Genomic DNA, 25,152 nt, shown 5'->3' on the forward strand with positions numbered 1-25,152 from the left:
ACTATACAAAAGCGGAAGCACATCAATGCTTCCGTTTTTTTTGATGCAAAAAAGAGGCTGGGACATAAGTGTAAAAACACTATCTCAAATGAGCATAAAAAAACCCGGAATAGCGCTGTGGCGCGGTTCCGGGTTTTTGTTGCGAACGCTAAAAAATGAAAATGAAATGTTTTGTCTCAGCCTCTTTTTCTTTATACTAGTTCATAACGTAACACTTGATTACGACCATTTGATTTTGCTTCATACAATGCTTCATCCGCTTCCTTAAATAACTGTGTCATATTCACTTCTTCGCATAAATGTGGTTTTGAAATGCCGAGACTTACCGAAACGTATGGTTCAAAAGGAGATGCAGCATGTGGAATCTTTTCTGCAAAAATCGCTGTGCGCACATTTTCTGCAAATGCGAGCGTTTCATGTTCGGTACGATTGAATAAAATAAACATAAATTCTTCTCCACCGTAACGTGCTGCAAACGCATGGATGTGATCGGCTTCTTTTTGCAAAACTTTTGCAACGGTGCGCAACACATTATCGCCTTCTAAATGGCCATAGTAGTCATTGTAATGTTTAAACGCATCGATGTCTAAAATAACTGCTGTCACAGTTTGATCGGGTACATGTAAGTTTTGTTCTACATAATGGTATAAGCCGCGTCGATTAGGTAATGTCGTCAACTCATCGCGCACTGATAAATATTGTAATTCTTCATTCAGTGCCTCTAACTCTGCATTTGTTTCCGTTAACAAATGTTGTTGCATGTAATTTTGTGCCCCACTGTTATATAAAAAGCGAGAACCAATCGTCGCAAACACCATGAACACAAAAATATTAATCATATGTCCTGTAAATACAGAGAAGTTTGCTTGCGCAAGATATAGCGAGACTGCCACGATAAGGAGTGGCACGAATTGAATAACGATGAATTTTTTCATACTCGAATGATACATCAAAACGCCGACGAGGACATTTGCTAAGTATGCTGTCACTTGGCCGTACGAAAACTGGTCTAATACACTTAGCGCGCCACCCCATATGTTCAAAAATACATAATAGCTAAGCATGACTCTGTCTAAAAATATAATATGTTGTTCTTTGTTCGGCATGCGCCATAAAATAAGTAACGTAATAAGTGAAATCGATAATAGCACGACATAAAACACGACATAATATCGGAACGTAAGTCCATGGTTAATAAAATTACGGATAATAAGTGCTAACTCTAAAAAGCTTATAATTAATAATGATATTTTCGCGCGATTGACGTTATCGATTGTTAATTTGTTAAAAAAACCACATCCTGGGTGTGGTTGTAAAAGCAATAATTCTCGAATAAAAATCTCCTACTTTGTCGTTTGACTTTCATTTGATTCACGATTTTCCTCGTCTTTACTTAGTATATTATAACAATATAGTTCATGCATAGTAGTAGCAGAACATTTTATAGGTATTTCCATCCTTTTTTAAATTGAATAAATAGTTACACATAAAGCGGTTATAACGTAAATCTATTTAACTATATATTTACCACTATTGATATGTTGTAAACACCAAAAATACTACTTCTTCACGCGTGCTACTAAAACATGCAATCTTTCATTTTTTCATTTTCTTTTTCATATACTTCGATTCTTTTTTCACTATCTTTTTATGGTGCCTCGGTGCATCCGGTACAATCGTCTCGTTTATATAAACAAGGTTTTGATCGCTCATAGACGGTATGCGTACTGTTTTGATTTTTGTCTCGCTGACTGTTTCTTTCGTCGCTGACCACATTTGCATCAATAGAAAAAACTATAATTGTGAAGAATGGCAGGAATATCTTTTTAGTTTCTTTTTCACATACATCTCCAATGAAATGAATTTTTTATAACACTAGTAATTCTAAATTACCATCTTTTTATAAAAATTAAACTTTTTTTATCTAAAATAGTAATATTATATCATTAATTTTCAACATAAAAAAACTAAGAATAGATGTATTTCAACATCTTTCTTAGCTTTTAAGCGTTATTTATGCTTCATCGATAAATTTCGTCATATAATACTCATCGATATAGCGCCCTTCGATAAACATCGCATCTTGTTTCGTACCTTCAATTTTATAACCCATCTTTCTAAATAAGAAAATCCCTTTTACGTTATTCGTTAATACCATCAACTCTAACCGATGGAATCCATGTTCTCGTGCCCATTGATGCATATGCTCAAACAAGGACGTACCGACGCCTGAGCCCCGTGCTTTACTGTGCACGCCGACTGCAATTGTACCGCAATGCTTTGTACTTTGTAACACACCGCGTTTCACTTGTAAATAGCCGATAATGTTTTCATCTTCTTCTGCTACAAAAATGGTCATACTGTCTTCGTTTTCTGTCATCCATTCAGCAATACGTTGTGCTTGTAAGTTCATCTCGCCTAATTGAAAGATTACAGAATCATATGCGTCTGCATTTTTAATGACTTCTAGTAATTGTTCTGCATCTTCTGGCTTCGCAATGCGAATCTCCATCGAATCAGCTCCTTTTCCAATCTACCTGTCTATTACCCATTTTTCCGTCGTTACATACGTTGCGATTTAAAAGTTTTTCTCTTTTCATATTAACAGAATATTCTGTATAATCAAAAGTAGGAGATGATCACTTGAGTTTAACATTAGCAGAAAAACATTTAGCACAATTTGAAGCAGCGCACCGTATTCAAATTTTAGCGCAATCGTCCGCAACGGTGGCACAAGCGGCTGCAGCCTTAAAATGCGAACCTGCTCGCATTGCAAAATCGCTCACATTTTCAGTCGGTGACGATGTCATTTTAATCGTTGCTGCAGGTGATGCCAAAATTGACAACAAGAAATTCAAACAATATTTTGGCGTAAAAGCGAAAATGCTCGCACCTGATGAAGTAGAAGCGTGCGTCGGCCACGCAATCGGTGGCGTTTGCCCGTTTGGCGTACCAGAAACAGTCGACATTTTTTTAGATGCCTCATTAAAACGTTTCGATACGGTCTTTCCAGCGTGTGGCACATCAAATAGCGCGATTGAATTATCAATCGCTGAGTTAGAACAATTTACAAACTATCAGCAATGGGTCGACATCAGTAAAGGTTGGCAAGATGATACACCATCATAAAAACGAGGCTGGGACATAAGTGTAAAAACACGATCTCAAATGAGCATAAGAAAAACCGGAATCGCGCTGTGGCGCGGTTCCGGTTTTTTGTTGCGAACACTAAAAAAGGAAAATGAAATGTTTTGTCCCAGCCTCGTTGTCGTTATGACGATTTTTTAAAAGTAAATGAAATCGTATTGCCCGTTTGAATCGCTTCCGATAGTTCATCGTAAAATTCACCATCTCCGAGACCAAATAAATAGCACCAACCTTTTGTGCGCATTAAAGCGTTAAATAGTTCATTTCGTAATGTGACATTCGCTTCTTCCATTGCAAGTTTTTCTAATCCTATTAAGTAAATGACATACGCTTCTTGGCCACGTGCACGTGAAACCGTAGAAACCGTCACTGCACCTTCCTCATAAAAGCTCCTGTCATCTTGGACATCTCGAGGAAGATACGTTTTTATACCACGTGCTGCTAATCCATCAGCAATCTCACGTTGAAGATTAGGATCTTCGCCAAGCGTCAACACGCTAATATGACGCGACACATCTAGACCATCTTGTTGTTGATTTACTTGTAGTGCAGTCGCAAGTTGGTCGAGTTCCGCTTCTCGCTCTTGATGTAATTGTAACTGCATCAGTGTAGTAGCCGTTAACTTCGCGATTTGATTCGGCGAGTGTGCAGGCGGTCTGTGCAATACAATTTGTTCCCCTTCTTGAAAGACCCCTTTTAACACATCATAGCCGAGATGTTGCCATGCATCTTTTGTCGTCACGCCTGCTAACATCCCTTTTTTACGTAACAATCCCATACCAATTGTATGAGCTGCCGTAATGACCGGCGCCGGTGTGCGGTAACACGTTAACATTAAATCACTTTTTAATAGGCCGCCTTTATGCATACCCGTCACAAAATGTCGAAAGGTCGTATGTGCACCGAACATATCACGCGCTGTCGGTGTCAACATTTTCGTTAAATCGGTACTTTCATCGTACGCCCAAATTAAACGTCGATTTACTTTTTCTCCGTCTATCGGCTTCGTCAACTCATAACTGAGCCAATAAAACGGCTGACGCTCTTCATATTTGTACGTATCGGAAGTCATAAAGCATTCCCCTTCATCGATGAGCAAAGCATCATACAGCGGATGGATCACGTCGATGTCATGTAAAAAACGCTGACAAAGCGCACCAATTAGTTCACTGCGCTCTTGTAGGCGGTGTTGACGTTGAAATTGGGACACATTTGGCATCGCATACTGATGCGCCTGACAAATTTCAGCAAAAAACCCGGCAGATCCAAAAAAGGAATGCACATGAATATGTGGACGCGCTTGCTCGAAATCGACCGCATTGTTGCTAAAATAACGTAGCCAATAATCAATTTGTTCGATTAATGATGGTGCTAGATCTTCAGAGTAATGCACAAAGCCAATATGCCAATGTGGATATTTCAAATGCATATGTGCCGCTTTTTGACATTGCACCGCCGTTTTACCTGTTCCTGTGATGCCCCGAATGCGCTGCTGACCAGGGGCGATGATTTTGCCTAGAATGTCTTGCTTTCTATCTATCGCTTTCGGACGCATCGACAGTTCATAAATGGCGTTTAAACGCGAAGAATCCGTCGTCGGCACGTTTTCAACAGGACGCATGCGTATCCCGCTTAATAAAGCTTGTAGCGCTTGAAATTGCATGTCACTCATCGGACCGCTTTTCATCGTCGTCGGTGCTTGTTCTATTTTTTGTTGCATGCGATAGAGCGTTAAATCTTCTTTCAACAATAATGAGCGCGCGTCTTCGTGCCATTCAGCGGTGCTCACTTGTGGAAGCGCGATTAACCCTTTTACTTGCACATAAGGAGCCAGCGCCGAGTCACGGCCGATAAATGTCCGTACGCTATCGACATGACGTTCCATTTTTTCATACGCTGCTTCTATATCGATTGATGCGAACGATTGATCATATATATCTAAAATAATTAAACCTTGTTGTTGATCTACAATTAAAATATCTGCAAGTTGACGATTGTCACCTTGCACAATATATAAAGGAAAGCGCCAGTATGCAATACTCTGTCGCTTCATGAAACTATCTTTCGTTAACTGCCACACGCGCCATTGCCCACTATCTTTTGCACGCACTAACCGTTCCATTTCGATGAAGCGCTCTAGTTGTCGATCTAATATGCTCACCTGAATCCCTCCTATCTATACATCATTATGTCACTTATACCCAAATATCCTATCTTAAGACGTAATTTGATCGACAAAACGACGATGTACTTATCGCTTTTGCACAATTTCATGCAAATGGCATTGCATTCCTTCATCAAAAGTACTAGTAAATTGCAAATATATTAACGTATATCGACCTAAACTCGAGCATGCGATTTCGAAGCGTTTAATGGTCTTTTGAAAGAGGTATTAAAAACATAAATACATTTCAGGGGAGGGTTTTGCATGTATGAAAAAATTATGGTATGTGTAGATGGTTCGGAATTTTCTTATAAATTATTTGAACAAGCGATCGTCGTTGCAGGACGTTACGATTCAGATGTATATCTCGTACGCATTATTGATATGCGCGCGATACCTTATTTAAAATCGTATGCAGCAATGACTTACGACCAAATGAATGAAGATGCTTATAAACGTTGTGAAGAAGTTGTCGCCGCATATAAAGCGAAGTCAGATACACCTGAACGCTATGATCGTGTGCATATCGTCGTACAATCTGGTTCACCGCGGAAGCTCATTACCCATAAAATTGCAAAAGACATACAACCTGGATTGATTATTTGTGGCGCACGTACGCAAAAGAAAGGTGCTGAGCGCTTCGTCGGCAACGTAGCGACCCATATTTTAAACACCGCAGAATGCGACGTGCTCGTCGTTTATAATGACGCATAATATGAACGCGCTCGCGCCAACGATGTCTCGTGGAAAGAAGGGAATTATATGTATCAACGAATTTTAGTTTGTATCGACGGTTCGGACATGTCATCAATCATTTTATCGCATGCGATTGATGTTGCAGGTAGACATGCCGCCAAAATATATGTCACTAACATTGTCGACACGCGTAGTTGGCCGAGCTTAGAACATTATGCAACGACGCAACGGGAACAAGAAAAAATCGCTTACGAACAAGCATCGAAAGCGATTCAACATTATATTGCCGAAAGTGACATGCCAAACACACAATTTGAAGTCATCGTCGAAGCAGGTTCACCGCGTTCGTTAATTACGAAAAAAATCGCAAAACACGTAGATGCTGATTTAATCATTATCGGTTCATCTAGCGTAAAAGGTGTCGAACATTTAGTCATTGGCAGTGTCGCAAGTGCTGTATTAAATACAGCGACATGTGACGTTCTCGTCGTTCGTCGTCCAAATTAAAAAGTAGGGGCCGATTATTGGCTCCTACTTTTTAAATGGCTCTTAACGCCACACCTTTATATTGCAATTTATTTAAGGTGCTTTAATTGTCGCTTTGAATAAATCTCCTTCGACTTGTAGCTGAACGGCTGTGCCATGTAGATTCGCAATCGATTGTGCAATGGCTAAACCAAGCCCTGACCCTTCCGTATGACGTGACGCATCGCCACGTTTAAATCGGTTCATCAGTTCATCTATATCTTCAGGCAATTCGTACGCCGTCACATTTTTAATCATTAGCGTCCCTTCGACTAACTGAACGTAAATGCGTGTATGTGGTGTACTATATTTAATCGCATTTCCAATTAAATTATCAATCATACGTGCCCACTTCGCCGCATCTACATTGATGACATAACTGTCTACATCAAATTGCATACGCAACGTTAAATGGCGTGCTTCAGCTAATGCTTGTTGCTCGCCGACAAGCTGTTGAATCATTTGAACGTAATCGACCGATGAGCGATTGAGGGTCACTTGCCCAGAAGCCATTTTCGACACGTCAAATAAATCATCAATCAATACTTTTAACTTTTGTGTTTTACTATCCAATACAGTGACATATTGTTCACGTTCTGCTTGTGTCAATGCCGGATTTTTTAATAAATCTGTATAAGTCATCATCGCAGTCAATGGTGTCCGTAAATCGTGACTGACATTCGTAATTAATTCCGTTTTCATGCGTTCACTTTTTTGTTGTTCGCGATAAGAATCATCAATATTCATTTTCAATGCTGCAATTTGTGCAGAATGTTTTGCTAATGGATAACGCCCTGAAAATGGTGCTGTTTTTAATGTTGCTTGGCGAATCGCCGTATTCATAGCAGCCATTTGTCGCCATGCCAATACGATCATCGGAACCATCACAACAGCCCATAATATTATATAGAGGAACCAAATATCTTGATAGCCGTTTTGCGATACGATCACAAAGCCGATGCCTGCTAAGAAAAAGGCCATCCACGTAAACAATAAAAACAATGGGTGACGTGGCACATAAAAAGCGTGTTTGAACACATCACTGTTCAAGCTGAACCAACTCGTTTGTCGCCAATTACCCGATTTTATGCTATAGACGATGCTATGGATTATATATAATAACCAATAGATGAAAAAGGCTGATGCTAACAGCGTCATGACGACATATAGATACCGGTCATATGGTAAATACGTCAAATCTCTTAAATAGACGTACCAGTTCGCCCCAATTACGAGACCGATGCACATAATGGCCATCACGAAACCGATTTGCACTTCTACGTATCCTTTTGCGCGTTTGTATTGCTTACGTGTGAAGAACCAAAGAAGTACTGCTAACACGAGTGCGACAATCCCTGCAATCTTTAGTACCGTTAAAAATTGTTGCATCTTCATATAACCACGTTCATCATCTTCCATCAATGCAATCGTCGATTCAGTTGCATAAATCGTGCCTTCATACGTTTTATATCGTGCGGGCAATAAATCAAAAATGGCGCTTCTGTCTATATTACGATAAGAGCCAATTAAATACGCTTCGTCTTTCTCACGTTGAATGACGTATTTAGACGGTTGATCATCTTTGTGCCCATTCGTCAATACATCACCTGTGTACGGATTCGTTAAACGATAGACGTAATCATATTTTGGTTTTTTCGATTGAAACGTTTGCAGTTGTTTTTCAATCTTGTGGCGATTGCGTTTCAATAATAACTGTTTCACGTACGCATCATCATTATAAATTTTCGTATTATATTTTAACGCTTCCTTTAATTCACGACGTAATGCTTTTTTCTGTGTCGCAGTCATTTCATACGTTGCCAACGTCTTAAAATGCGATTTTAATTCGGCGGCACGCTGCTCTTCAGAATCTGACAAGTTTTCGCGAAATGCGTTTACATCATCATTTTTCACTCGATAATGTTTTAGCACATTGTCCACTTTTAATTGTGCTAAAATTTGCTGATCGATATCACGATAAATATCGGCGCGTACGTCTTTAAATAATTCACTATCTACATAATTTTCCGGTTTATCAAAGCTAGCAACCCATGCACATAAACTCATGCAAACGATAGCGAGCAATAAACTAAGTATCACTTTTTTCATATGTTCACCTCTACATTTCTAACGACAGAAAATGGACGGTGCAGTAAAGAATTACTGCGATACCAAAGGCAATGGCGACGAATGACCATTTATTGTGGGTCGATTTTATAACCGACACCCCATACGACTTTTAAATATTGTGGATTTTTCGAATTGATTTCGATTTTTTCGCGGATTTTTCGAATATGTACAGCGACGATGTTTGCAGCGTTATACGCGGGCTCTTGCCAAACAGCTTCATAAATCGCATCAATCGGATACACACGTCCGGGGTGCGCCATTAACAGCGCTAAAATTTGAAACTCACGTGGTGTCAGTTTGACGTCCTGACCGTGTGCTGTACATTGTTTCGTTTCTTCATTCAACGTTAAATCCCCGACGGTCATCGCTGCGGGTTCTTGCTGATACGTGCCTAGCGTCATATAGCGACGCAATTGAGATTTCACGCGTGCAAGTAACTCTAACGGGCGAAACGGCTTCGTCATATAGTCGTCAGCGCCAACAGAAAGCCCTAAAATTTGGTCGGTCTCTTCTACTTTGGCACTGAGCATAATAATCGGAATGTTTTGCGCCGCACGAATTTTGAACGTCGCTTGTATGCCATCAAGCTTCGGCATCATCACGTCTAAAATGATAAGATGTACGTCATGCTTCGTTAACACGTCTAGCGCTGCTTCGCCGTCTGCTGCTTGAATGACTTCATAACCTTCATTTTTTAAATAAATTTCAATCCCATTTCGAATATCCGCATCGTCATCTACTACTAAAATCGTATACATATTGTGTCCTCCTTGTCGTTGTTACCTTTACTTTAAACGGTCTTTCTTAATATTGTTCGTTATCATTATGAAGAAATTCTTAAGATTTGTCTGCTAACTGCTTAAAATTGGCAAATTCATTACAATTTTACGATAATATTGATGAAATTAGGCGGCAAACGTGAATTTTTTGTAACGGCTTTCCATTAAATATGGCGACGATTCGAAAAACCACGTATAATAGGCATAAAAGGATTGGAGGTTATATCATTATGATGGCTATCATTACAACAATCATCTTCATGGTAATCGGTATCGGTTCTGTACTTGGTCTATTCGTAATCAACGCTTACGATATCAACTACTTATCATTAACACCTGAAGAAACCGAAAAGCACCGTCAAGCAAAACGTAACGGTACGAAAATCGCGCACTAGTGTTGACTAGATAGAGCAGTCTTTCGAGGCTGTTCTTTTTATATGTATCTATATGACAAATGAATTCTTATTTAATAAGTAAAAAACATATGATATGTGATGAAACATAAGTTGCTCTTATAAATAAATTCAACGATAAAAAATAGCCCAAGTAATAGGTAACCTACTACTTGGGCTATTTCTTTCCTAAGACAATCCTTACGTCCTATGCTACATAAAATTTAAACGAATGTAAAGGCCTATGAGCGTAATCAGCAAAATCGGCGGTGTAAGACGAATTCCGGTTTTGAAATAGGTTCCCCAGGAGATGTGAATACCTTGCTGACGTAGCACGTGAAGCCACACGAGCGTTGCAAGCGAGCCAATTGGCGTGATTTTTGGTCCTAAATCGACACCGATAACGTTTGCGTATACGAGCGCATCTCGAATGGCCCCTGACGTACTCGTTTCGGCGATGGCTAACGCATCAATCATGACAGTCGGCAAATTGTTCATAACAGACGATAAAATGGCCGCAATGAATCCCATCGAGACGGTTGCGGCGAATAGGCCATATGACGCACACCACTCAATGACATGCGCCAATGCTGTCGTGAAGCCTGCGTGACCGACACCGTAGACGACGACGTACATACCAATTGAAAATAACACGATATGCCACGGTGCACCTTTTAATACGGCGGTCGTATTCACAACAGAAGATTTCGCTGTCGCTGCTAAAAATAGTAAGCCGACCGTTAAAACGATAAATGATACAGGAATACCGAGTGGGTCACTACATGCATAGCCGACTAATAAAATGACGATAACAACCCATGACCAGCGGAATAAACCGACATGACGAATCGCTTCATGCGGTGCTTTTACTGTCTGCACATCATACGTTTTCGGAATTTGTTTGCGGAAATAAATATACAACACCGCAATCGTTGCTACGAGTGAAAATAAATTCGGTAATAACATATGCGATGCATACGCGACAAAACCGATGCCAAAATAGTCAGCCGAGACGATATTCGTTAAATTACTAATCGTAAACGGTAGCGACGTCGTATCGGCGATAAAACCGCTCGCCATAATAAATGGCAAAAGCATCGCTTCTTTAAACTGTAAATTACGCACCATCGCTAACACGATCGGCGTTAAAATGAGTGCTGCTCCGTCATTTGCGAAAAGTGCTGAAACGATGGCGCCTAGTATACTGACGAAAATAAATAAACGAACACCACTCCCACGTGCAAAACGCGCCATATGTAGCGCCGCCCATTCGAATAACCCGATTTCATCTAAAATAAGCGATACTAAAATGATGCCGATAAACGTCAATGTCGCATTCCACGTAATGCCGACAACTTCTAACACGTCTCCGATATCAACGACGCCACATAGGAGCGCAACGAGGGCACCTAAACAAGCTGTGTATCCGATATTAAAGCCTTTCGGTTGCCAAATGACGAAAAAAATCGTCACAAGAAAAATCCCAAAGGCGAGTAAAAATGTACCCACAGTCATTCCTCCAAAAAATTCAACTAAGCATTATCGTAGTCGTTTTTTTGTCGAAAAGCAAGGTACAAAAAATAAGCACTGCACGCATGCAGTACTTATCATTAAAGTGTAAACGCAACGGTGCCTTGGTCATCTTCAAAGTGATGAATTTTACGCACATCGTCTGATATTTCTGGTAGTAGCCCTTCATGTTTATTATAGCCAACAATTAGACTCAACATTTCAAATTGTTGTTTCATTTTTAACGTATTAAATTCGTCGATAAATGTATCTGAAATGTGGCACATACCGTCTGTAATAAAAACGATATCACCGTCTTTCGCTGATTGTTGTAAATGGATCATCGCTTCACGAAGAGGGGCTTCAAAATTCGTTCCCCCGCCAATGTAACTAGCCGCTACTTGCAACATATCATCTACCGTATGCTTGCCTTTTTTAAATACTTTCACGTCACTATAACCGACGTCCCCACTAAATGGAATAAAAACGAAATCACGTTTTTCTTTTTTCGCAATCGCCAGTAGCGCTAACACGAACCCTTTTCCTTGAACGTCTAGCTCTGCCATACTGCCACTTTCGTCATAGCAAACGATAAACGCCCCTTTACTATGCTTCGAACGTTTTTTGTAATCGTACATTTGCGTTCGCCCTTCTGCGAAGCGGTGCATGAAATCGAGCTTTGATTCTTCAGCTTCTGACTTTAAATATTCAATCGGTAATAGGCGTTCGGCCGCATTCCCAGTCGTCATACCTTGCTTTAAAATCGTTCGCACTTGTTTCGTTTTGCGCGTTTGGCGTGCTTTTAATTTAAAACGTCCCGCCCATTCAGCAATATTGCGCAGTTCAGGATTGTTTACGAGGCGTTCGGCGAGTTTAATTTGTTCCGTTACCGGCACTTTACTCGCATCGCCTGCGCCTACGCTCGGTGCTAAACCTCGCAGCAATTCATCAACGTTCGTCGTCACTTGCGCAAGTTCTTCCGCTTGTTCATCTAACATTTGTTGCCACTGTGCAAGCGCTTCTGCGTCCATAAACAACTGTTGCATCGCTTGCGCTGCGCCCGCCGTATCATCACCTGCGCCTTGTGAATTCGTAGACGCACTATAATCTAAATCGCTCTCCGTATCGCTTTCGTGCTCATCGACATCTTCATTTGCGAGTGCATCGTCCTGTTTTTTGAGCCATTCCCCGATGACATAACTAAAACGCCACGTACTAATCGTTGATAACAACACATTGCCTTTTGCATTTTCTTGCAAACGTGTATACGCTTCTGTTTGAAACAGCTGTTGTAACAATACGTGATCAGACGGTTGCACGTTTTCACCGATTATCTGCTCCCCTGTATAAAGCGTCCGCCACAACGTTTGTAACAGTGCTTCTGACAGTGCATAGTCGTCAATCAAGTCGTCAAACTGTGTAAACTGACGACGCATTCGTTCATATTGTTTGCTTACTTGTGCTTGCATTTACAACAACACCTTTGTGAGTGCGCGTTCAATATTTGTCGATAACGATGCTAAACGTGCTCGGTCGTCGTCATTTTCGACGAGTGCTTCAATTTCTGCTTTTACAGTTTGCCAATCGTTTAACGTATCAGACGCATAAGACGTATACGCTTTATACGCAAAATCCTCCGCTTTATCGAACGCTTTCACATTCGTCGTCACCGCGCTATAAAAAGCGTCCCCTTTTTCAAATGCATGGTCGAGTGGTGTGAGCACATATTCATGAATGACCGCTTTCACGACGTCACGATCTTCCGCCTCAATCCATAAACAATCCGTCAGCGCACGTAAATCGTTCGTCACAACTTGCATACGCCCGTTTAATAGCGCTTCTGCTTGAAGAATCGTTAAACATTGTTTCGTACGACGGTCAGATACAGGAATACCTTGTTCCTTTAATTGAAAATGAATCGATACGAGCTGTGTCAATACATGTTCTGGCACGACGACTTCTGTCGCAAGTTGCTGTAACGCTTGTAATTGTGCTAACGAAATCGGTGGTACGTCGACCGCTGTCGTTGAGCCACGTAGCATCGTCATTAAATCGTCTGGTGTTTTTAAACTTTCGACTTCACGACGTAATAAAAAACGGTCGTACAATGCTGCGAGTTCTTCTTCCTCAGGAAATTCATTGCTGGCACCAATCAATGTAAATAACGGTGTTTTCAATACGTCTGTACCGTTTTCAAATTGGTGTTCATTCATAATTTTTAATAAACCGTTTAACAAATCAGATGTCGATTTAAAAATTTCATCTAAAAAGGCGAAATGCGCAGTCGGTAATTGACCGTCAATATTTCGTTCAATGACCCCCTCTTTTAAACGATCAAATTTAGCAGAACCGAACAATTCATCAGGTTGTGTCGTCGGTGAAATTAAACGTGTAAATGATTGCACGTCCGTAAATGCGTCGATAAATTGTTGGATAATGCTTGATTTTGCAACCCCCGGTGGGCCGATTAGTAAAATGTTTTTCTTCGCAACGAGCGCTAATAAAATCGCACGAATTTCCGCTTGGCGTTCGACGAAATTAGCATTCATCGCTTTCTCTGTCGCTAATAATTGTTTTACAACGTTTTGCATAGTTTCGATACCTCTTCTTTAAAATGACTCGTTAATAATGTATAAAAAGCGCGTTCCGTTTCAGGCAATTCCGCCGTTACCTCTGCAACAAATGCGTCGATGTCGTCAATTACGCGCAAATCGACAGGTACATGCGCACGGTCAAATTGCGCGCTGTTCGTTTGTTGGAACTGTTGCACAATAAACGGTTGTGCTTGCAATGTGTTTGTTAGTGCTTCCGCTGACACGTCCACTGCTTCCATCGCACGTGTAAAACGGCCGTCTTCATAATGCATCGCTTTATGTGGAATGGTCGTAGCTTGTTGTAATAAACGAACGACATAGCGCTTTCGTTCTGTCACAATTGGTAACTTCACGTCACTTAATACGACACGATATGCTGGATTTGGACGGAATAACCATAACGCATCATCAACCGGTGCGAGCGCTAACCCACGAATGATGCGCATAAACGCATGCTCGACGACAGCGCTTTTCGTTTTCCCGCGCGTCGCATCTTTTTTAAAATATTTCGCAATGTTCAACGTGAAATTCGGTAAATCATGCGTTTTAAGCATCGTCGAAAAATCGTACAACACATCGGTAGACATCATATAAAACGTCACATATTCATCATCAAACCCGAGTTGGTCAGCTGTCACATTTGCTGCATATACGTCCACGTCAATGTCATACAAGGCATCAAATAACGTTTGAATACTCGCCTCATTCACACCGTGCTTCCCGAGCGTCCATGCATTCGCATCGTAAATGTATGGTATATGTTTCGCAGCAAATTCGATATGTTGCATCATATCATCATACAATGCCAATGCAGTGTCAACGGTCGGTGTTGCCTCATATGCTGCATTCGTTTGCGCCAATCGCGACAACGTTTTTTCCGTCTCTAAAAATGTCGCTCTTAACGCGCTTGCAGATTGAAAGCGACTCACTTGCTGATTGAGCTGTTTTTCATAACGTGCTAACAACTGCGGCATATGCGTCGTCATCTGTTCGATATCGCGTCTTTTCATCATTACATAATATAGTGGCACATCGTCATGGACGAGCGCTAACTGTGTAAGCGGTGTTTTCGTCATCGCTTCTTTTCTATAAATATAGTCCATCGTCATAATCCCTTCATTCGAAAATCTCTGCCTTTACTTTAACGCAAAATGAAGGCTTTGTGAAAATATTCATATTCATACAATATTATAAGTAAACATTCAAATGATGTATATAAAAATAAGAGCACTCGCCGTTTCCGACGAATGCCCTTTAAGGGGTTAAAATATCGATCCAAATTTTTGTTGCAACGCCTACGAGTACGAGCGCTAAAATCGTTTGTAACAGACGCACTGGTAAACGTTTCGCTGCTTTGACGCCAAATGGTGCGCCGATCATCGCAGCGATCGCTAGTACGGATAACGGTAGCCATTCTACTTGCCCAGTCGCAATTTTACCGAATGAACTACCGATTGCTGATAGAAACGTAATGGCTAAGCTAGACGCAATCGCCATACGTGTCGGGATTTTCAATAGTAGTAACATAATCGGCACAATTAAAAAGCCGCCGCCTGCACCGACAATACCTGATGTCACCCCGACAATGAGTGCCAATCCAAACGCATAAAAACGATTAAATGTGACAACTGCTGTCTCTCGTACTTCTTTACGCGGGATAAACATCATTAGTGCCGCTAACAACGCAAAAGCGCCATACATCATATTAATACTTTCATTTGATAAGTCACGCGATAAAAAGCTTCCTGCAATACTGCCGATCATGACGCCGCTTCCCATACAAATAATGAGTGCTTTATGTAAAAATGCGCCATTTCTAAACGCAATGACACCTGAAATAGATGTAATGAGCACTTCTACAGCGGTCATCCCTGATACTTCATGCGGTGTGAATGAACCGACACCGAGCAGTGCAGGAATATATAGAAGCATCGGAAATTTGACGACAGCGCCACCGATGCCAAGCATACCCGAAAAAAATGAACCGACAAGCCCGATACAAAATAGCGTAACCGCTAATGAGATTGTCATAAAAAGCCTTCTTTCATCATTGTTGCCTGTTCTATACTACACTTTTTTAACGACAAACTCGACGATTTGAGCACACTTTTTTTCAATATGAAACGAATGACCTTCTTTCGTCAAAAAACGCGCAATCACCTTAAAATCAGATGTATTTACTTTGTAATACTTCTCTTCTTCTGGAAGTTGTTTCAAAAAATCAGCCATAAACTTAGCATCTATTTTTTGAAATCGTTTTTGAAGATGAAACCATAACACTTCCGCGTTTTGAACAAAACACGGTCGCCCCTTATCAAAACAACTCATTAAACAGTTGGGCCTTCCCATGCAAGCATACCGCCTTGAACGTTCGTCACGTCAAAACCATAGCTTTCTAAAAATTGTGTAGCTTGTGCACTACGGCCACCTGAACGACAAATGATCATATAAGGTGTTTGTTTATTTAAATCAGGCATTTTTGCTTCTAATAAATGCAGTGGAATATTGACCGCTTGTGCAATTTTTCCTGCTGCGACTTCGTCTGGATTACGCACGTCAATGATGTGAACTGCTTCACCGTTCGCTAATTGTTGTTGTAGTTCTGTTGTTGATACTTGTTTCATTGTTCATTTCCTCCTAATAAGCACGCATACCACCGCGCACGTTTGTGACGCGATAGCCTAGTTTTTTCATTTGTTTACACGCTGCTTTTGAGCGCATACCACTTTGACAAATGACATAAATATCTTTGTCTTTCGGTAAACGTGAGAAATCACTCCCGAGTGGGATATTTTTAAATTGGCGTAAACCATTTGCCTTGTATTCACCTTTCGTACGGACATCGATGAACATTTTATCACGATCGTTAATAATTTGTTTTAATTCAGCGGTAGAAATGGATGGAATTTTTGTAAAGAAAGAAAACATCACTTAACCTCCTGCTAGTTGATGGTGCTTATATTATACCCCATAAGGTATTTTGTCAATATAAAACGTTTAGACGACGTGAAAATGCCGATTTAAACGTAGTTCTGTCTTTTAAATCAATAAATACTTATCAATTTACATTGTATATACATATAGGGGCATATCATTTCCCATAGTTATACAACTTATCAATACTTTTTGATGGTATAATAGGAAAAAATAGATACAATATCGAGGCGAAATATCCTACTCATGATGAGATATTTCTCCTCTTTCACGATGAAGGAGTTTGGAAAATGAAATCTGTCAAAAAATTATTAGCCGCGGCGGGTTGTGCAGCGCTATTAACGTCGACACTTGCAATGCCAGCATCCGCTGCCTCTTACAAATTAGTGTATTATACGCTATATCATGCGAAAAAAAATCAACCAGTTAAAGGGTATGCCGTTTATAAAGATACGCTGTATTACGATGCGATCGAAGCAAAAGGACTGAAAACATATAAAAATGTGATGTACTATAACGGCAGCTTATATAGCGGCGTACAACAAGGCAAACGTTATGTAAACGGCAAAATTTTAACAGGCATGTATGCTAACAAATACTTTGTTGATGGCGTCGTAGCAAACGGTCAGCACGATGGCATTTATTATCGTAGCGGTAAAAAATTCACAGGCGTTTACGACAATTTACGCTACGTTGACGGCGTGTTATTAACAGGGATTCACGCAAATAGCGGTAAATACTTTATAAAAGGCGTTGTCGCAAATGGCACATATGACGGCATTTATTATCGCAACGGGAAAGCATTCACAGGCGTTTACGACAACTTGCGCTACGTCGACGGTGTACTACTGACAGGCATTCATGCAGATAGCGGTAAATATTTCGTTGACGGCGTTGTTGCAAACGGTACATATAACGGCATTAACTACCGTAACGGTTACGAACGATAACCAAAAAGGGATACTCATTTGAAGAGTACCCCTTTTTTTAATCTCTTTTTTGTTCTGTTCGCGGTTCAATATACGTCTCATCATCTTGAATCGGTTGACGCGACACGCCGTCATCTTTGCCTGATGTGGCGTTATCAAACGGTGTGTACATATCTGCTACAGGACGACGCTTAATGACAACTTTGTAAAACGCAATGGCAATCAATAGTAAAAAAGCGACGCCAATGCCGATGCTAATCCATGTCATGATATATCACCTCATTGGTTTTTTAACCCTTTACCCGTTTTTACGTCTCGCTACGCAACACATGTTTCAGTACTTTCCCAGACGCGTTACGTGGGAGCGCATCGATCATTTCTAAATCAACCGGCACTTTATATTTCGCCAAATGTTGCGAACAGTACGCAATGACCGCTTCTCTCGTGAGCGATTGTCCTTCTTTTAAACAAATATATGCTTTCGGCACTTCTCCGTAAACAGGGTGTGGTACGCCAATGACCGCTGCTTCGAGCACTTCTGGCATTTGGAATAACACTTCTTCAACTTCAACCGGATATACATTTTCACCACCGCGAATGAGCATATCTTTTTTACGGTCGACGATATACAAATAGCCATCATCGTCCATGCGTCCTAAATCACCTGTAAACAACCAGCCATTGCGCAATGTCGTTGCTGTTTCCACTTCATTGTGTAAATAACCGGTCATCGTCTGCGGACCTTTGACGATAATTTCACCGACGACGCCGTTCGGCAACGGCTCACCATCTGGACTGGCAATTTTCACTTCCGTTTTAGACGTCGGTGGCTTTCCGACAGAACCGATTTTTTTAAGCACATCTTGTCCTTTTAATGTCGTCGAACATGGTGCATTTTCGGTTTGTCCATAAAAGTTTTGTAGTGCCACTTGTGGGAATAACGTTTTAAGCTTCATCACTAATTAATACGGCATCGGCGCTGCACCATATGCGAATAAACGTAAATGCGATAAATCAAATGTACAAAAATCATCATTATTTAATAGCAACATATACATCGCAGGCACCCCAAAGAAAATCGTTGCCTCACTATCGCGAAGCCACGCCGCCATTTGTGTCGGCGAAAACGCCTGTTCAATAATAAATGTACCACCTGCCATCAGTGTCGGTGTTAAAAATACATGAAGACCCGCGCAATGGAAAAGCGGCGTACAAATAAACATACGATCAGCAGTCGTCAGCTCTACAGATTCAACCCATTGCGCAGTGGCCTCGTATACAGCATTGAAAGACAACATCACGCCTTTCGGTTTGCCCGTCGTACCTGACGTATACATGACGACCGCTGTCTCATCATCAGCCAATAACTGCGGTATATATACGGCACGTTGCGTATACATCGTCGCAAGATTGGATTGTGTCCATGTTGCTGTGAGCGATACGTTCGCATCGTTTAATTTATCATGTAGCGTATCGTCTACAAAGGCCGCACGTGCTTCAGAATGTTGTAAAATGTAGGCGATTTCTGTCGCTGCTAATTTCGTATTGATCGGCATCGCAACGAGTCCTGCATATTGAATTGCTAAATAGACGACTGGAAAATCATGATGATTATCCATCAAAATGCCGACAATCTCTCCTTTTTCTAACGGTTGTTGTTGTAAAAAGCCTGCTAATGCCGTCGCACGTTCGTACAATTGGGCATACGTTAGGACGTGTTCTCTAAATTCAATAGCATTGTGTGATGGTTGTGTAAGCGCTTGCTGCTTCACGATTTCAAGTATATTTGACATACTTTTTTCTCCCCTTCAAGCGAATTCCAAATACATCTGCGACACAATAAGTAATGAATTATTCCCTTTTTTTAACAATTAAAACATAAAAAAGATTGGTCTACTCGAGTGAGTAACCAATCTTTTCGACACGTATTAAGCGCCAATTTCAGCAAGCATCGCATCTACAAATGCGATTAACTTGTCGTAGGCTTCATTAAACGTTTCTTCACCTGTGAAGTTTTCCATTGCGTCAAATGCAATGTTAATTTCCCAGATGCCTTCTTGTCCGTTAAACATCGCGCTAGAAGAACCTAACATCGGTTTTAAATTCGCACGTAAGTATGTTTTAATCGGGTTGCTAAACTTTTTAGGCAATGCTAAACCGAATAGCGCTGTATGAACTTTAAACATATCATCAAATTCAACAACTACTGCATCAATTTTGCGTGCAGTGAATGTTTTTGATTCTGCATAAATATATTCAATAGGGTTCGCTGCAACGTAGCTCAACGGTTGTGTTAAAAACTCATCGCCCGCTGATGCAATAATTTCTTCTGTCTCTTTATTGCAACGATCTAAAGCTGTTATTTCCATAATAATCCCTCCAGTATCTATTCTATTATACTAGAAACATGACTGTTATACAAAAACAGTTAAATGGTATCTGTGTTAATACAGCTTATATATTTTTTTCTATTTGACGTATCATTTTCTATACGTTTTGCAGTATTATATAGGAAAGACTGAATTTTTCAGACTTATAAAATATTTAGTGTTACACTGTACACTATAAAAAAACAACAGTATATTCAGAACGTACAGAAAAGTTTGACAATTTGGAGGTTTCATTTATGAAAAACATTTTTGCAAAATGGAACAGCTTGAGCCTCGTATTCCGCATCATTTGTGGGATTATCGTCGGTGTCGTGCTTGCTTTAGTCGCACCGAGCTGGTCATGGCTTTCTATTTTAGGTACTTTATTTATCGGCGCATTAAAATCTGTTGCGCCAGTGCTCGTATTCGTCTTAGTGACAGCAGCGATTGCTGGACATCGCAGTGGCAATCAGACAAATATGAAAACCGTCATTATTTTATACGCCGTTGCAACAATTGCCGCAGGTGCAACAGCTGTTATTGCAGCGAAATTATTCCCAACAAAACTGCATTTAAAAGATTCAGCCGAAGACATTTCACCACCTAGTGGTATCGGCGAAGTGTTACAAAACATCTTAACAGGTATTACGTCAAACCCAATTGAAGCGCTTGGTAACGCAAACTACTTAGCGATTTTAGCATGGGCAATCGCGCTTGGTGTAGCATTACGTATGGCAAGTGATACGACAAAAACACTTATTTCAAATTTATCAGATGCGGTATCAAAAGTGGTTCAATGGGTAATCAACTTAGCACCGTTCGGTATTATCGGTATCGTTTATGACGCGATTGTAACAAACGGTTTAGGCGCTTTAAAAGAATACGGTCACTTAATTATCGTATTAGTCGGCACGATGTTATTCGTAGCATTAGTCGTTAATCCATTAATTGTATTCTTATTTGCACGTCGCAATCCTTACCCACTCGTACTAACATCTTTACGAGAAAGTGGTATTACAGCATTCTTCACACGTAGTTCTGCAGCGAATATTCCTGTAAATATGAAGTTAGCTGAAAAATTAGGCTTAGATAAAGATACATATGCAGTGTCTATTCCACTAGGCGCTACAGTGAATATGGGTGGCGCAGCTGTTACAATCTCTGTACTATCTTTAGCGACAGCGCACACATTAGGGATCGACATTGACATTCCAACAGCGATTTTATTAATGTTAGTAGCAGCGGTTTCTGCTGCAGGTGCTTCTGGTGTTGCGGGTGGTTCATTACTATTAATTCCACTTGCTTGTAGCTTATTCGGCGTCCCTGGCGACGTCGCTGCACAAGTCATTGCAATCGGTATGATTATCGGTGTCGTTCAAGATTCTTGCGAAACAGCATTAAACTCTTCAACAGATATCGTCTTCACAGCAACTGCAGAATATGCAAAAGAACGTAAAACAACAAAATAATCATTGAAAAAGACAAGCTTCTCGAAAAGCATGTCTTTTTTTGTTATGTTCATGTTAAGAGGTGAAAGCGATGAAACAACAAGAGCAATTATGGGCTACAAAAAAGTATCATGTCATGTTTTATAGCCAAAAACATTATGAACAAATTCGTCACATGATGCGCGAACGATGCACGATTGAAGCGTTACAGCAAACGATTGATGAAGCATTGCGCCAATCACCAACACTTGGTAGTCAAATTAATGCGATTCAACATATGTGGGGCTACTTTAAAAAAATGGCTACGCCCGATGAAAAAGCGACATATGTAACCTTACTGGAAAAGCGAGATGTATGGCAGCTACTTGATTATATCCGTACGTTAGCAGATCGTTACAACGTCTCCTATTTACAAAAAAGTACGATTTTACAACAACGTCTGTCGTGATACACCGACAAACGCTATACTAAATCGTGAGGTGAAAATATGTCAGTCATTATTGCGATTGTGATTATGCTCGTACTTATTGGCTTCATCACAAATTTATTAGAAGCATTTCGACGTGCAAAGCCACCTGAAAATTTTAAAAAGCGTGATCATCCAGATGATGAAGCGTAACGTAAAAGGACCCGTTCCGATGAGAACGAGTCCTTTTTTTAATCGATTATTTGTGCGAGTTTTTCTTTTGATTGTTCACTGCCATTATATAAATGACAAGCGACGAAATGGCCGTTGTCATGAATATCTTGTAGCACAGGCTTATGTTCACTGCATTGTGGCATCGCATATGGACATCGCGTGTGGAATACACAGCCCGGTGGTGGGTCAGATGGACTCGGTAAATCCCCTTTTAAAATAATGCGATTTCGCTTCGCCGTTGGGTCCGGTATAGGTACGGCTGACAGTAACGCTTGTGTATATGGGTGAAGCGGTTCCCGATATAAATCTTCTTTCGTCGTCAGTTCCACCATATGTCCTAAGTACATCACACCGACGCGATCGCTAATATGTTCGACAACGCTTAAGTCGTGGGCGATAAATAAGTATGTTAAACCGAGTTCACGTTGTAATTTTTTCATTAAGTTCAAAATTTGCGATTGAATCGACACATCGAGTGCTGAAACAGGTTCGTCCGCTATGATTAATTTTGGATTTAACGCAAGTGCACGTGCAATGACAATTCGTTGACGCTGACCGCCTGAGAACTCATGAGGATAACGATCGGCATGATATGCATTTAACCCGACAAGTTCTAATAGTTCATTGACCTTTTCATTAACATTTTTTTGATGCAGTCCATGAATTTTAAACGGCTCCGTCAACAGTTGGCGTACGGTCATGCGCGGGTTAAGGGACGCATATGGGTCTTGGAAAATCATTTGGAAATTTTGACGTGCACTTCGCCCTTCTTTCCCAGATAACTCAGTCATATCACGCCCTTCAAAAACGACTGACCCTTCTGTTGGCTCGAGCAAATTCATAATCATCTTTCCGGTCGTCGATTTGCCACAGCCTGATTCACCGACGATGCCGAGCGTTTCGCCACGAAAAATTGTAAATGACACGTCATCGACCGCTTTGACGACATCTGGATCACGATTAAACAAACTTTTTTTATGACCGAAATATTTCTTTAAGTTTTTAACTTCTAGTAACACTTCACTCATTGCGCACCCTCCTCTTGTAACCAGCAGCGGTAAACGCGCCCTTCTTCATCTGGTTTTAATGTTGGATTTTGTGCCTCACAAATCGCCATTTTATACGGACAACGTGGTGCAAAGCGACAGCCTTGTGGCATCATTTCAGGCGTCGGCACGCTCCCTGCAATCGAATTTAATTGTTCGGCATGATCACCTAGTTTCGGAATCGAAGCGAGCAAGCCTTGTGTATACGGGTGTTTCGGATTTGCGAATAACGTATACACATCCGCTTCTTCAACAATTTGCCCTGCATACATCACGACAACGCGGTCACACATTTCAGCGACGACGCCTAAATCGTGCGTAATCATCATAATCGACGTTTGCGACTTATCACGCAGCTCATTCATTAACTCTAAAATTTGTGCTTGAATCGTTACATCGAGTGCGGTCGTCGGTTCATCTGCAATTAAAATTTCAGGTTCACACGCCATTGCCATCGCAATCATAACGCGTTGGCGCATACCACCTGATAGTTGATGCGGATATTCATTCAAAATTTGTTTTGCACGTGGAATGCCGACTTTCTCAAGCATTTGTTGCGCTCGGTTCAACGCTTCTGATTTTGACAGTTTTTTATGCAGCATAATACCTTCTGACAGCTGACGGCCAATTTTATACACTGGATTTAACGATGTCATCGGTTCTTGGAAAATCATCGAGATTTGGTTACCACGAATTTTACGCATTTGTGCGTCGCTCACTTGGGCGATATCTATATTACCGAATTGAATTTGGCCACCGACGATGCGTCCTGGCGTATTACGTAATAAACGCATAATCGATAGCGACGTCACACTTTTCCCGCAACCTGACTCTCCGACGATGCCGAGCGTTTCACCTTTATATAACGCAAACGAAACATCGTCGACCGCTTTGACTACTTTTCCATCGCTAATAAAATGCGTCTCTAAATGCGAGACGTCTAATACTTTTTCGCTCATGTCTGCTCCCCCTTAGTCTTTTACTTTCGGATCTAACGCATCTCGTAATCCGTCCCCTAATAAGTTAAACGCGAGAACTGTCAGCATAATCGCAAGACCTGGGAAGTACGTAATATACGGTGCGGTCGTTAAATAATCCCGTCCTGCACTTAACATCGCTCCCCATTCTGGTGATGGTGGTTGTGCACCAAGTCCTAAGAAACTTAAACTTGCCGCTGTTAAAATCGCTGTACCGAGACGCATCGTGAAATAGACAATAATACTTGAAAACGATGCCGGTAAAATGTGGCGGAAAATAATATATAAATTCGCCGCGCCGAGCGAACGTGTCGCCTCAACATAAAGTGCAGATTTATAAACGAGCGTATTACTACGAACGATACGCGCAAACATCGGAATCGTAAAAATACCGACTGCTACAACGACATTAATCATACCTGGCCCTAAGATGGCAATAATACCAATCGCCAAAAGCATACCTGGAAATGCCAACAAAACGTCGCAAAAGCGCATAATGAGACTATCTATCCATTTGCCGTAATAACCACTAATAAGGCCTAATATCGTGCCGATAATCGTCCCTGCTAATACAGAAGCAATCCCGACGAACAACGTAATACGTGAACCGACGATAATACGACTTAAAATATCTCGTCCGAATGCATCGGTGCCGAGCCAATGTTTACCGTTTGGTGGTTGCATAATTTGCCCATAATCCGCTTTCGTATAATCGAAAGGCGCAATCCACGGGCCAATAATGGCAACGATGAACAGTAAAACGATAAAAATCGCCGAACCAAACGCGAGCTTCTGCTTTTTAAATTTTTTCCAAAAGACGCGCGCGGGTGACGCGGGTTTTTCAATTGCTGTAGTTTCTTTTACTACCGTCAT

The 25,152-nt window shown here is 40.9% G+C and carries 27 protein-coding genes and 1 pseudogene; 8 read left to right on the forward strand and 20 right to left on the reverse strand.

Annotation, left to right across the window (positions count from 1 at the left end; translation table 11 throughout):
• Positions 1-191: 191 nt before the first annotated feature.
• Both KMHG_RS07780 and KMHG_RS07785 read right to left on the reverse strand, forming a co-directional pair.
• Positions 192-1,322, reverse strand: coding sequence for a GGDEF domain-containing protein (locus KMHG_RS07780; RefSeq protein ID WP_010288492.1), 1,131 nt, complete (start codon positions 1,320-1,322; stop codon positions 192-194).
• Positions 1,323-2,014: 692 nt separating this feature from the next.
• Complete coding sequence (locus tag KMHG_RS07785) at positions 2,015-2,512, reverse strand: GNAT family N-acetyltransferase (RefSeq protein WP_010288493.1); 498 nt, start codon at positions 2,510-2,512, stop codon at positions 2,015-2,017.
• A 131-nt stretch (positions 2,513-2,643) separates the two neighbouring features.
• On the opposite strand from KMHG_RS07785, the gene KMHG_RS07790 reads away from it, so the two are divergent.
• Entirely contained in the window at positions 2,644-3,129 is a 486-nt protein-coding gene (locus KMHG_RS07790; protein WP_010288499.1) for a YbaK/EbsC family protein, read from the forward strand.
• 142 nt (positions 3,130-3,271) lie between these two features.
• Here KMHG_RS07790 and KMHG_RS07795 read toward each other — a convergent pair whose 3' ends face one another.
• The gene (locus tag KMHG_RS07795; RefSeq protein WP_010288500.1) at positions 3,272-5,308 is read right to left on the reverse strand and encodes a DEAD/DEAH box helicase; all 2,037 of its coding nucleotides are present in this window, start codon (positions 5,306-5,308) and stop codon (positions 3,272-3,274) included.
• A gap of 267 nt (positions 5,309-5,575) precedes the next feature.
• Here KMHG_RS07795 and KMHG_RS07800 point away from each other — a divergent pair, with 267 nt between their 5' ends.
• Positions 5,576-6,025 (forward strand): universal stress protein, encoded by a 450-nt coding sequence (locus KMHG_RS07800; RefSeq protein WP_010288501.1) that lies wholly within the window; start codon positions 5,576-5,578, stop codon positions 6,023-6,025.
• A 48-nt stretch (positions 6,026-6,073) separates the two neighbouring features.
• Positions 6,074-6,514 (forward strand): universal stress protein, encoded by a 441-nt coding sequence (locus KMHG_RS07805; protein WP_010288502.1) that lies wholly within the window; start codon positions 6,074-6,076, stop codon positions 6,512-6,514.
• Between the two features lie 72 nt (positions 6,515-6,586).
• Here KMHG_RS07805 and KMHG_RS07810 read toward each other — a convergent pair whose 3' ends face one another.
• Together KMHG_RS07810 and KMHG_RS07815 are read right to left on the reverse strand one after the other, a co-directional pair.
• Complete coding sequence (locus tag KMHG_RS07810) at positions 6,587-8,641, reverse strand: histidine kinase dimerization/phospho-acceptor domain-containing protein (RefSeq protein ID WP_010288503.1); 2,055 nt, start codon at positions 8,639-8,641, stop codon at positions 6,587-6,589.
• An 89-nt stretch (positions 8,642-8,730) separates the two neighbouring features.
• A complete protein-coding gene (locus KMHG_RS07815) occupies positions 8,731-9,420 on the reverse strand; it encodes a response regulator transcription factor (protein ID WP_010288505.1) in 690 nt (229 codons plus the stop codon).
• A gap of 251 nt (positions 9,421-9,671) precedes the next feature.
• Here KMHG_RS07815 and KMHG_RS19055 point away from each other — a divergent pair, with 251 nt between their 5' ends.
• Positions 9,672-9,836 (forward strand): hypothetical protein, encoded by a 165-nt coding sequence (locus tag KMHG_RS19055; RefSeq protein ID WP_154647363.1) that lies wholly within the window; start codon positions 9,672-9,674, stop codon positions 9,834-9,836.
• A 210-nt stretch (positions 9,837-10,046) separates the two neighbouring features.
• On the opposite strand, the gene KMHG_RS07825 is transcribed toward KMHG_RS19055, so the two are convergent.
• The 8 genes from KMHG_RS07825 to KMHG_RS07860 all read right to left on the reverse strand — a co-directional run bounded on the left by KMHG_RS07825 (position 10,047) and on the right by KMHG_RS07860 (position 16,864).
• A complete protein-coding gene (locus tag KMHG_RS07825) occupies positions 10,047-11,342 on the reverse strand; it encodes an arsenic transporter (protein WP_010288506.1) in 1,296 nt (431 codons plus the stop codon).
• A 101-nt stretch (positions 11,343-11,443) separates the two neighbouring features.
• Positions 11,444-12,811: a VWA domain-containing protein gene (locus tag KMHG_RS07830; RefSeq protein ID WP_010288507.1), complete on the reverse strand. Its 1,368-nt coding sequence runs from the start codon at positions 12,809-12,811 to the stop codon at positions 11,444-11,446.
• Positions 12,812-13,933, reverse strand: a complete 1,122-nt coding sequence (locus tag KMHG_RS07835; RefSeq protein ID WP_010288508.1) for an AAA family ATPase — start codon at positions 13,931-13,933, stop codon at positions 12,812-12,814.
• Positions 13,918-15,039, reverse strand: coding sequence for a hypothetical protein (locus KMHG_RS07840; protein WP_010288509.1), 1,122 nt, complete (start codon positions 15,037-15,039; stop codon positions 13,918-13,920). Before KMHG_RS07840 ends, KMHG_RS07835 begins: the two co-directional genes overlap by 16 nt.
• Before the next feature lie 151 nt (positions 15,040-15,190).
• On the reverse strand, positions 15,191-15,967 hold the full coding sequence (locus tag KMHG_RS07845) for a sulfite exporter TauE/SafE family protein (RefSeq protein ID WP_010288510.1): 777 nt from the start codon (positions 15,965-15,967) through the stop codon (positions 15,191-15,193).
• Between the two features lie 36 nt (positions 15,968-16,003).
• A complete protein-coding gene (locus tag KMHG_RS07850; RefSeq protein ID WP_010288511.1) occupies positions 16,004-16,264 on the reverse strand; it encodes a hypothetical protein in 261 nt (86 codons plus the stop codon).
• Positions 16,264-16,560 carry a rhodanese-like domain-containing protein gene (locus KMHG_RS07855; protein ID WP_010288512.1) on the reverse strand — a complete coding sequence of 99 codons (297 nt, stop codon included), beginning with the start codon at positions 16,558-16,560 and terminating at the stop codon, positions 16,264-16,266. Before KMHG_RS07855 ends, KMHG_RS07850 begins: the two co-directional genes overlap by 1 nt.
• 13 nt (positions 16,561-16,573) lie before the next feature.
• The gene (locus KMHG_RS07860; protein ID WP_010288513.1) at positions 16,574-16,864 is read right to left on the reverse strand and encodes a rhodanese-like domain-containing protein; all 291 of its coding nucleotides are present in this window, start codon (positions 16,862-16,864) and stop codon (positions 16,574-16,576) included.
• A 296-nt stretch (positions 16,865-17,160) separates the two neighbouring features.
• Between KMHG_RS07860 and KMHG_RS07865 the strand changes: the two genes are divergently transcribed.
• A complete protein-coding gene (locus tag KMHG_RS07865) occupies positions 17,161-17,820 on the forward strand; it encodes a hypothetical protein (RefSeq protein WP_010288514.1) in 660 nt (219 codons plus the stop codon).
• A gap of 37 nt (positions 17,821-17,857) precedes the next feature.
• Here the strand turns inward: KMHG_RS07865 and KMHG_RS07870 are convergent, their stop codons facing one another.
• From KMHG_RS07870 to KMHG_RS07880, 4 genes and pseudogenes are all read right to left on the reverse strand, one after another.
• Positions 17,858-18,067, reverse strand: coding sequence for a DUF3951 domain-containing protein (locus tag KMHG_RS07870; protein WP_010288515.1), 210 nt, complete (start codon positions 18,065-18,067; stop codon positions 17,858-17,860).
• 40 nt (positions 18,068-18,107) lie between these two features.
• Positions 18,108-18,530, reverse strand: coding sequence for a class I adenylate-forming enzyme family protein (locus KMHG_RS19550; protein ID WP_338035166.1), 423 nt, complete (start codon positions 18,528-18,530; stop codon positions 18,108-18,110).
• Positions 18,528-19,592, reverse strand: a pseudogene (locus tag KMHG_RS17510) (class I adenylate-forming enzyme family protein); the annotation flags it as partial. The pseudogene KMHG_RS17510 and the gene KMHG_RS19550, both read right to left, overlap by 3 nt.
• Before the next feature lie 135 nt (positions 19,593-19,727).
• On the reverse strand, positions 19,728-20,168 hold the full coding sequence (locus KMHG_RS07880; protein ID WP_010288516.1) for a hypothetical protein: 441 nt from the start codon (positions 20,166-20,168) through the stop codon (positions 19,728-19,730).
• A gap of 257 nt (positions 20,169-20,425) precedes the next feature.
• On the opposite strand from KMHG_RS07880, the gene sstT reads away from it, so the two are divergent.
• From sstT to KMHG_RS19685, 3 genes are all read left to right on the forward strand, one after another.
• The gene (sstT, locus tag KMHG_RS07885; protein WP_010288517.1) at positions 20,426-21,637 is read left to right on the forward strand and encodes a serine/threonine transporter SstT; all 1,212 of its coding nucleotides are present in this window, start codon (positions 20,426-20,428) and stop codon (positions 21,635-21,637) included.
• A 70-nt stretch (positions 21,638-21,707) separates the two neighbouring features.
• Positions 21,708-22,064: a YbgA family protein gene (locus tag KMHG_RS07890; RefSeq protein WP_010288518.1), complete on the forward strand. Its 357-nt coding sequence runs from the start codon at positions 21,708-21,710 to the stop codon at positions 22,062-22,064.
• 39 nt (positions 22,065-22,103) lie between these two features.
• Positions 22,104-22,235 (forward strand): hypothetical protein, encoded by a 132-nt coding sequence (locus KMHG_RS19685; protein ID WP_261797373.1) that lies wholly within the window; start codon positions 22,104-22,106, stop codon positions 22,233-22,235.
• 38 nt (positions 22,236-22,273) lie between these two features.
• Here KMHG_RS19685 and KMHG_RS07900 read toward each other — a convergent pair whose 3' ends face one another.
• Genes KMHG_RS07900 through KMHG_RS07910 form a run of 3 tightly spaced genes read right to left on the reverse strand, consistent with a single transcriptional unit; the run spans position 22,274 to position 25,152 of the window.
• A complete protein-coding gene (locus KMHG_RS07900; RefSeq protein WP_010288519.1) occupies positions 22,274-23,284 on the reverse strand; it encodes an ABC transporter ATP-binding protein in 1,011 nt (336 codons plus the stop codon).
• A complete protein-coding gene (locus KMHG_RS07905) occupies positions 23,281-24,261 on the reverse strand; it encodes an ABC transporter ATP-binding protein (RefSeq protein WP_010288520.1) in 981 nt (326 codons plus the stop codon). Before KMHG_RS07905 ends, KMHG_RS07900 begins: the two co-directional genes overlap by 4 nt.
• 12 nt (positions 24,262-24,273) lie before the next feature.
• Positions 24,274-25,152, reverse strand: coding sequence for an ABC transporter permease subunit (locus KMHG_RS07910; RefSeq protein ID WP_010288521.1), 879 nt, complete (start codon positions 25,150-25,152; stop codon positions 24,274-24,276).

The organism is Kurthia massiliensis (genome assembly GCF_000285555.1).
Classification (GTDB): Bacteria; Bacillota; Bacilli; order Bacillales_A; family Planococcaceae; genus Kurthia; species Kurthia massiliensis.